At 66.3% G+C, this 7,909-nt stretch carries 7 protein-coding genes; 2 read left to right on the top strand and 5 right to left on the bottom strand.

The genetic code is table 11. The annotated features are described in order from the left end of the window. The coding region (locus H289_RS32675; RefSeq protein ID WP_155944135.1) for an integrase core domain-containing protein at nt 1-286 on the top strand (286 nt) is incomplete at its 5' end. On the opposite strand, the gene H289_RS0128155 is transcribed toward H289_RS32675, so the two are convergent. Both H289_RS0128155 and H289_RS0128150 read right to left on the bottom strand, forming a co-directional pair. After that, nucleotides 283-1,566 (bottom strand): PucR family transcriptional regulator, encoded by a 1,284-nt coding sequence (locus H289_RS0128155; protein WP_196810100.1) that lies wholly within the window; start codon nt 1,564-1,566, stop codon nt 283-285. The genes H289_RS32675 and H289_RS0128155 overlap by 4 nt on opposite strands. A 121-nt stretch (nt 1,567-1,687) precedes the next feature. Then, nucleotides 1,688-3,073 (bottom strand): TIGR00366 family protein, encoded by a 1,386-nt coding sequence (locus H289_RS0128150; RefSeq protein ID WP_029105856.1) that lies wholly within the window; start codon nt 3,071-3,073, stop codon nt 1,688-1,690. 348 nt (nt 3,074-3,421) lie between these two features. Here H289_RS0128150 and adhP point away from each other — a divergent pair, with 348 nt between their 5' ends. Further along, nucleotides 3,422-4,489, top strand: coding sequence for an alcohol dehydrogenase AdhP (adhP, locus tag H289_RS0128145; protein WP_036421726.1), 1,068 nt, complete (start codon nt 3,422-3,424; stop codon nt 4,487-4,489). Between the two features lie 62 nt (nt 4,490-4,551). On the opposite strand, the gene H289_RS0128140 is transcribed toward adhP, so the two are convergent. Genes H289_RS0128140 through H289_RS0128130 form a run of 3 tightly spaced genes read right to left on the bottom strand, consistent with a single transcriptional unit; the run spans nt 4,552 to nt 7,780 of the window. Next, nucleotides 4,552-5,208, bottom strand: a complete 657-nt coding sequence (locus H289_RS0128140) for a MadR family response regulator transcription factor (RefSeq protein ID WP_020104203.1) — start codon at nt 5,206-5,208, stop codon at nt 4,552-4,554. Beyond that, nucleotides 5,205-6,587 (bottom strand): MadS family sensor histidine kinase, encoded by a 1,383-nt coding sequence (locus H289_RS0128135; RefSeq protein ID WP_020104202.1) that lies wholly within the window; start codon nt 6,585-6,587, stop codon nt 5,205-5,207. The genes H289_RS0128140 and H289_RS0128135 overlap by 4 nt, the downstream gene beginning before the upstream one ends. After that, entirely contained in the window at nt 6,584-7,780 is a 1,197-nt protein-coding gene (locus H289_RS0128130; RefSeq protein WP_029105855.1) for an iron-containing alcohol dehydrogenase, read from the bottom strand. Before H289_RS0128130 ends, H289_RS0128135 begins: the two co-directional genes overlap by 4 nt. Nucleotides 7,781-7,909 lie beyond the last annotated feature (129 nt).

Genomic DNA, 7,909 nt, shown 5'->3' with positions numbered 1-7,909 from the left:
CGACAACGGATCCTGCTACCGGTCACACAAATTTCGTGATGCTCTGGGTGACATCAAGCACCGACGAACCCGCCCCTACCGTCCACAGACAAACGGCAAGGTCGAGCGTTTCCACCGCACGCTTGCCGACGAATGGGCCTACGCCCGGCTCTACCGCAGCGACGCCGAACGCTGCGCCGAGTTCCCGCGGTGGCTACACACCTACAATCACCATCGCGGCCACACAGCACTCAAAGGTCAACCACCCGCCAGCCGCGTACCTAACCTCTCAGGTCAGTACAGCTAGTCGGGATCGCCGGGGGCCATGGCGGCGACCGCCGTACCCGCATGGTCGATGGCGTAGATGGTCATCGCCGCGGCGAGCAATCGTGATTGATGGGGATCGGTGGGGTCGTATCCGGTGATGTCCTGGATGCGCCGCAAGCGGTAGGTCAGGGTGTTCGGATGAATGAAAAGCTCTGCCGCGGCGGCCTTCCGGTCAGCACCGTGCTGTAGGTGCGCTTGGAGCGCCTGGAGTAACCCTGGGTGATCCCTCAGCGGCGCGATGTGGCGGGCGAGCAGGTCACGCGCCGGCCCCGGGCGCGTCGACTGGTACTCGAAAAGGACATCGGCCAGTTGATAGATGCCAGGTTCCCGTTTCAGTTGCCTTGCCAGGCGGGTGATTTCGTCGGCTTCCGAGACCGCCGCGGGAATGGCGGCCAATGTGGCGTCGGGATGATATGCGGCGTAGATCGCGCCATCGAGTCGCTCGCTGAGCGCGGCGACCAGCGTGCTGAGGTGGGTGGCGATGGCCGAGTCGTCGCGCGGTTCCACGATGGGTGCGGGCAGCAAGATGACGCCCGTGTGGCCGTCGAACGTGTTGAGGATTTCACCGGCGCCGCGCCCGTAGAACACTTGGTTGGCCAGCCGTAACCGCCGGCGCGCCGCCAATGTCTCATGGGTGGTACGCGGTTCGTCGACGTCCACCCGGATCGCCAACACGTCGTAGTGATCGCTGAGCTTGATGCCGACCTGCTTGGCGATCACGTCGACGCCGGGGTCGCCGTCGATGAGGCCGGCGCAGACGGCGCTCAACTGCCGGCGAGTGGTGGCCCGCAGCGCAAAATCCGAGTCCTGGTAGACCTCGGTCAGCAGCACGCTGATGGTCCCGGTGAGGTCGGCGAGGTAGATGCCCAGCGCGGCGATGGTTTCCGAGTCGCCCTCGGTGGCCGATTCCAGCACGATCTCCCACAGCTTGCGGACGCCCGCGTGCAGTGCGGTGAACAGGAACGGCAGTGGAATCCCGTCTTCGGCGTGCCGTTCTGCGACCGGCAGGACAAAGGTGGCCGCCTCGGCACGCGTCACCCTGCGCCCTTCGGTGATCAGGTCAAGCCCGTACAGAAATCCGCTGATGATGTACGGGGTGACCTCGCCGTCGAAATGCTCGAGGGGCATGGGGGATGGCCACTCGATGGATTGGACCGCCTCGTGGAGCAGCGTCGTGGCGATCTCGTCGATCCGGTCCTCGATCACCTTCCGCAACGGTGCGTCCGCCGGGATGGGCGGCAGTTGGGAGGGGGACGACACGTGCCGATTGTGATCCATCACAACGCGGCGACGGAAGATGCGGGGACAAATCGGTCGAAGTTTTGTTTCCGGCACCAAAAGCGCCGCGCATTCTTCTCACGCACGCGCGGCGTGTTGGGCGTCAGAGCACGTACGGGGCGATGAGCGTGGTGGCACCCAGCACCACGACGCCGATCAGGAACGCGACGACCGTGAAACCCATGACCTGACGGACGTTCAACTTCGCGATCGCCAGCAGCGGCAGCAGCCAGAACGGCTGGATCATGTTCGCGACGCCTTCGCCGACAGCGACCGCCATGGAGATCAGCCCCAGGTACTCGGGTGAACGCTGGCCGATCGCCAGCGCCGAGTCGACCGCGATGGGGCCCTGCACGGCCCAGTGCCCGCCGCCCGACGGGACGAACAGGCTGATGATCAACGACCCGATGAAGGTCAGGAACGGCAGCGTGTGCTCCGTGGCGCCATTGACGACGGCCTCCGCCAGCAGCGTCTGGAGCGGCTTGTCGGTCTTCGTAGCCTGGTAACCGAGCAGGCCGACGAGGCCGCCGTACAGCGGGTACTGCAGGAGCAGTGGGCCGGACACCTTGGCGGCGCCGGTGAACGCCCGGATGAAGCGGATCGGCGTGCGGTGCAGCAGTGCGCTGGTGATCGTGAACAGCATGATCATCGAGGAGATGTTCAGCGCGAATCCGCTGAGCACGAAATAGGCCATGCCGGCGGCGAATACGAGGACGTTGAGGATCCAGAGGTTCTCGAGCCATTCGGCGAAGGACTTCTTGCCGGGCGCCGGCAATCCTGCCGCAGCCTCGCTGTCCGTTTGGTTTTCGTCTTCGAACACCGCCGGATCCGGCGCCAGACTCTGCGTCGGAGCCATGCGCCAGACCGCCAGGGCGAGCAGCGCCAGCACCGCGATCGCCGACAGCCAGCTGTACGGCTGGAAGATGGTCTGGCTCAACGGAACAGTGATGCCGGTGAGCTTGTGGATCACGTTGATGGGGCTGCTGCTGTCGGTGTTGGCCAGCGCGATCGATGACGAGAGTCCCTGCGTCCAGACGATGAAGCCCATGAACGCCGCCGCGATCAGGTAGCCGAAATGCGCGTCGGTGAAACGCTTTGCGACCTGCCGGGCGACCAGCGCGCCGGCGACGAGTCCCAGTCCCCAGTTCAGCAGGGACAGCACAGCGCTGACGCTGAAACACAGCAAGGCGCCCTGCACCTGGTTGTTCGGCTTGCTCGCGATGTGGACGATGGCGCGCTTGAGGACGGGCGCCTCGGCGAGCGTGTAACCCGTCACGAGGATCAGCACCATCTGGAAGGCGAACGTGAAGATGTTCTGCGAACCCCACACGCCGCCGTACCAGGCCTTGAGCATGCCGCTGGGGGTGGCGCCGTGGACCAGAAGTGCGACCATCGCGGCGACCAGGACGGTCAGGATGACGGCGAACAGGTACGGGTCGGGCATCAGGCGTTCGACGTAGCGGACGCACAGTGCCGTCAGGGATTGCATGACGCCGAGGCGTTCGGGCTGGGTGTCCGCGCTCGTGCCCTTCGGATGTTCGCTCGTTGCCACGTGATCCACCTTCGCCGTGTCTGGTTACGGCACCCATCATGGCGGGTGCGTGGCGTCGGGGTGGCGCCTTTGCGGAACGGCTTCGTCGGTCCGGGAGCGTTCGGTCGGCGCCCGACGGCCCTGCCCGATTGGGCAGTACCCGGCCCGCCCGGGCAGGTCCGGTACTCGGCCCGATCGGGGCATGTGGCGGCACGTCACTGTCAATAGCGTTGTGTGCTATCAGCTTTGCGCCAATCAGAACCTCAAAACCTTTCCCACAACAATTCTCACGAATGGAGTGAATCGATGACACAGACACTGGCCACTGAAACTGTGGCGGGACACGCCGACACCATGCGGGCCGCGGTCGTCACCGACTTCGGCATGCCGCTGCAGGTGCACGACCTGCAACTGCCGACGCCAGGCTATGGCGAAGCCCTGGTCAAGCTCGAGACATCCGGTGTCTGCCACACGGATCTACATGCGGCGCACGGTGATTGGCCGGTGAAACCGCAGCCGCCGTTCGTACCGGGGCATGAAGGCTACGGCACGGTCGTAGCACTCGGCGAGGGCGTGGTCGACCTGGCGGTCGGAGACAAGGTTGGCAACGCCTGGCTGTGGTCGGCCTGCGGCCGCTGCGAATACTGCCGGACGGGCTGGGAGACCTTGTGCGAAAGTCAGCGCAACGGTGGATATTCCGTCAACGGAAGCTTCGGCACCTACATGCTGGTCAACGCGGACTATGCCGCGCGGATCCCCGACGGCGCAGACCCACTGGAGATCGCGCCGATCCTGTGCGCCGGCGTCACCGTGTACAAGGGCCTCAAGGTCACCGACACCCGGCCCGGCCAGTGGGTGGCGATCTCCGGCATCGGCGGGCTGGGACACATCGCAGTTCAGTACGCCCGCGCGATGGGGCTTCGCGTGGTGGCGATCGATGTCGACGACGCCAAGCTCGCGCTCGCCACCCGCCTCGGCGCCGAGGTCGCCATCAACGCCCGTACCACCGACGTCGTGGAGTCGGTGCAGCAGGCCACGGGAGGCGTCCATGGTGTCCTGGTCACCGCCGTGCACCCGCAGGCGTTCGGTCAGGCGATCGCACTGGCCCGTCGCGGTGGCACCATCGTGTTCAACGGACTTCCGCCGGGCGACTTCCCGGCCCCGATCTTCGACATCGTCCTCAAGGGACTCACCATCCGCGGGTCGATTGTTGGAACGCGGCAAGACATGGCCGAGGCACTGGACTTCTACGCACGCGGCCTGATCAAGCCGACCGTCACCAGCGCGCGCCTCGACGAGATCAATGATGTGTTCGCGCGGATGGAACATGGACAGATCGACGGCCGCATCGTCATCGATTACCGGAATGCCTAGCGGCTCATAGGGTCAACCCGCACATCCACACCAGCTGATCTAGGCCGACGAAGATCGTCGGCCTAGATCAGTCCGCGTTTACTGGCCGCGTACACGGCCTCGGCGCGCCGGCTGACGTCGAGCTTGCGCATGATGTTGCTGACGTGGAACTTGGCGGTGGTCGCCGAGATGTACAGCTGCTCACCGATCTTGTGGTTCGACAGCCCCGCCGCGAGCAGCCGTAACACTTCGATCTCCCGGTCGGTGAGCTTCTCGCGTTGATCGCCGCGGCCGCTGAGCGAGCGGACCACGGCAGCGGCGCTGCGCGAGTCGAACGCGCTCTGTCCGGCGGAGATGGCACGGATCGCCCGCACCAGTTCTGTGGTGTCGACGTCCTTGACCACGTAGCCACGCGCTCCGGCGTGCACCGCACGTACCACCAGATCCTCATCGAGGAACGTGGTCAGCACGAGCAGGCCGAGGTCGGGGTGGGCGCCGGAAAGCTTGGTGCACAACGATAATCCCTCGAAGTCCGACCCCGCGGAGAGTTTGAGGTCGACCAGCACCACATCGGGTTGCGTCGCTGCGACCATGGCCACGGCTTCCGGCTCGCTGGAGGCCTCGCCGACCACCACGAGGTCGTCTTCGCGTTCCAGCAATGACCGCAGCCCCTGGCGAAGGATGGCGTGGTCGTCCACCAGTGCAAGGCGGATGGTCCCGGTGCTGGTGTCAACGGTCATGGCACGACTCCTTCGGCCGGAGCTTCTTGTGGATCCCGCGGGATGGTGGCGACAACCCGCACGCCCCCGATACGCGAGCGGCCGACGGTGAAGGTGCCACCGTATTCGCGGCACCGTGCCAGCATGTTGGCCAGCCCGCGATGGTGTCCGTCGAGGTCCGCGACATCGGCGAGTTGGAGCCGGATCCGGAGTTTGTCCGGGTCACCGATGCCGTCGTCGGACACCGACAGGGTGACCCCGGCGGCGCGGTAGCTCAATCGCACGATGGCCCGTGAGGCGCGGCCGTGCATCGCGGTGTTGAACAGTGCCTCGCCGGCGATCCGAAGCAGGCTCCGTTCGACAGCACTGGGCAGTTCGGCGACATCCCCGTCGACCCGCAGCGTCACCCGCAGGTCTTTCGGCATGTGCACCGTGGCGAGCTGTTCGAGCAGCTCGGGGAGGCTGGAGCGGTCGGCGTCGGAGGAATGGTTGAGCGCATAGATGGCCGACCGTAGCTGGTCGATCGCCGATCGGGTCAGTGCTTTGGCGGTGTCCAGACGTTCGGCCAGACCTGTTGGACCGGAACGTGATTCGACCTCACTTCGGCACACCTCGATCTGCATGCCGGCCGACAGGACGGTCTGTGTGACGCTGTCATGCAGTTCCCGGGCAATGCGGTGCCGCTCGGAGTCCAGTACCTGATGGCGTTGTGCCGCACCGAGTTCGCGCTGCGTCGCCAGCAGCTGCGCATTGCGTGCCTCGGACTCGGCCAGCAGGGTTTGCGAGCGCTGGAACAGTTCACAGTTCTGTAGCGCCACCGCGGTCTGACTGGCGAGGATGCGCATCACCGCCTCGTCGATACCGTCGAGCAGCCGGTGCGGTGGCGTCCAGGCCGCGAATGCGCCGACGACCCCGCCGTCGAGTTCGATCGGGACGTGCGAGTGGTGGTTTTCGATGACGGGTACCCGGAACTGGGCGAGCTGACCCCGAAGGACGTCGTTGAGCCGGTTCAGGACGGCATCCGGCAGGTGCGCTACCGGATGTTTGGTGCCCGACAGGCCTTCGAAGGAGTATGCGTGCCCCTCCGCGTCGAGGATGAGGTGACGGGGTCGTGCCTCCGGCAGGGCGCCGTCGGCCAGCGCCAACAGCACCCATTCGGCACCGAGATGGGTGCGGGCCGCCTCGGCGACGGCACGCACCAGATTCTCGGGGCCGTTGACGGTCTGCACCAGAGCGCGTGAGATGGCGTCGAGCGCTGCGACCACCCGCTCGGTGCGTTGCGCGGCCACCCGGAACTCGGGATAGAACGTGCCTTTGCCGGAACGCACGCCGGTGAGCTGGTCCAGATCCGGGGCGGCCGCGCGCCGCGGCACCACCGGGTTGCCGGGCAGGGTCGTCATAGCGCAGCCCGGAACAGCGCGCGCAGTTGTGCGTCGTCGATGGGGCGGGGGTTGGTCGTCAGGCACGCATCCTGAAGGGCGTTGTGGGCCAACACCGGAACGTCGGCGTCACGTACTCCCAATTCGGCGAGACCGCGCGGCACGCCCACCTGTCTGGCCAGCTCTTGGAGTCGGTCGGCAAGTGCCAGTGCGGATTCCAGCTCTGGAGCGCGCTTGTCGGCGATCCCGAGGCAGGCGGCGATGGTGGCGAAAGGAGCCGGGTCGGCCTCGGCGTTGAACCGCACCACATGGGGCAGCAGCACGCCGTTGATGACGCCGTGCGGCAGGTCGAGGAGCCCGCCGACCTGATGGCTCATGGCGTGCGCGGCCCCCAGGATGGCGTTGGTGAACGCGAGACCCGCTTCCAACGCGGCTTGCGCCATCAGCACGCGGGCCGGCATGTCCTGCGGTCGCTCGATGGTGGTGACGAGGTTTTCGGTGACCATCACGACCGACCGCAGTGCGTGGTGGTCGGTCAGCTGGTTGTGTCCGAGCGACACGAACGCCTCGATACCGTGCGTCAGCGCATCCAGACCCGTTGCCGCATTGAGCCATTCGGGCATGGTGGTCAGCAGCCGGGGGTCGATGACGGTGATGTCGGGGACCAGGGCACGGCCCAAGATGGTGATCTTGGTGTTATGGGTCGTGTCGGTGACGATGCAGAACTGAGAGACATCGGCGCCGGTACCCGACGTGGACGGCAGCACCACGAGGGGCGGGATCGGCGCCGTCGCCTTGTCGACTCCGGCGTAGTCGAGGATGTGGCCACCGTTGGCCGCCAGGATCGCGATGCCTTTGGCCGCGTCGATCACCGAGCCGCCGCCCAACGCAATGAGCACATCGCAGCCGTGCGACCGGTAGAACTCATGGCCGGCCGTTACCTCGTGGTCCTTGGGGTTCGGGGTCAGCGCGCTCCACACGTGCGCCTCGACGCACTGGGCGCGCAGGTGCCCCACCAGCTCGGCCACCCAGCCGGCCTCGATCAGCCCGGGGTCGGTGACCAGCATGGGCCGCAGCCCGCCCAGGCGGACGGCGGCGTGCGCAGCCTCCGCCATCGAGTCGATACCGAACACGATCTCCGGGGCATGAAACTTCAACAGCCGCGTCGGCACGGCCGTCGCCGCCGTCGTCGCCGCGATCTGTGCGGGCGCCATCACGTCGAGTCTCACCAGACCCATTCCTCATCCGTGATCCAGGTAACACGCCCAGCCTACGGCGTGCCGCCGTCCGGACCAATGTGCACGTGGGTAGGTCGTTACCTACCCGATCGGGTAGGTACGCCG

The sequence above is a fragment of the Mycobacterium sp. 360MFTsu5.1 genome (assembly GCF_000383495.1).
Taxonomy (GTDB): Bacteria; Actinomycetota; Actinomycetes; order Mycobacteriales; family Mycobacteriaceae; genus Mycobacterium; species Mycobacterium mucogenicum_B.
The sequence above is the reverse complement of the archived record's forward strand: the minus strand, read 5'-3'. Positions and strand labels throughout refer to the sequence as shown.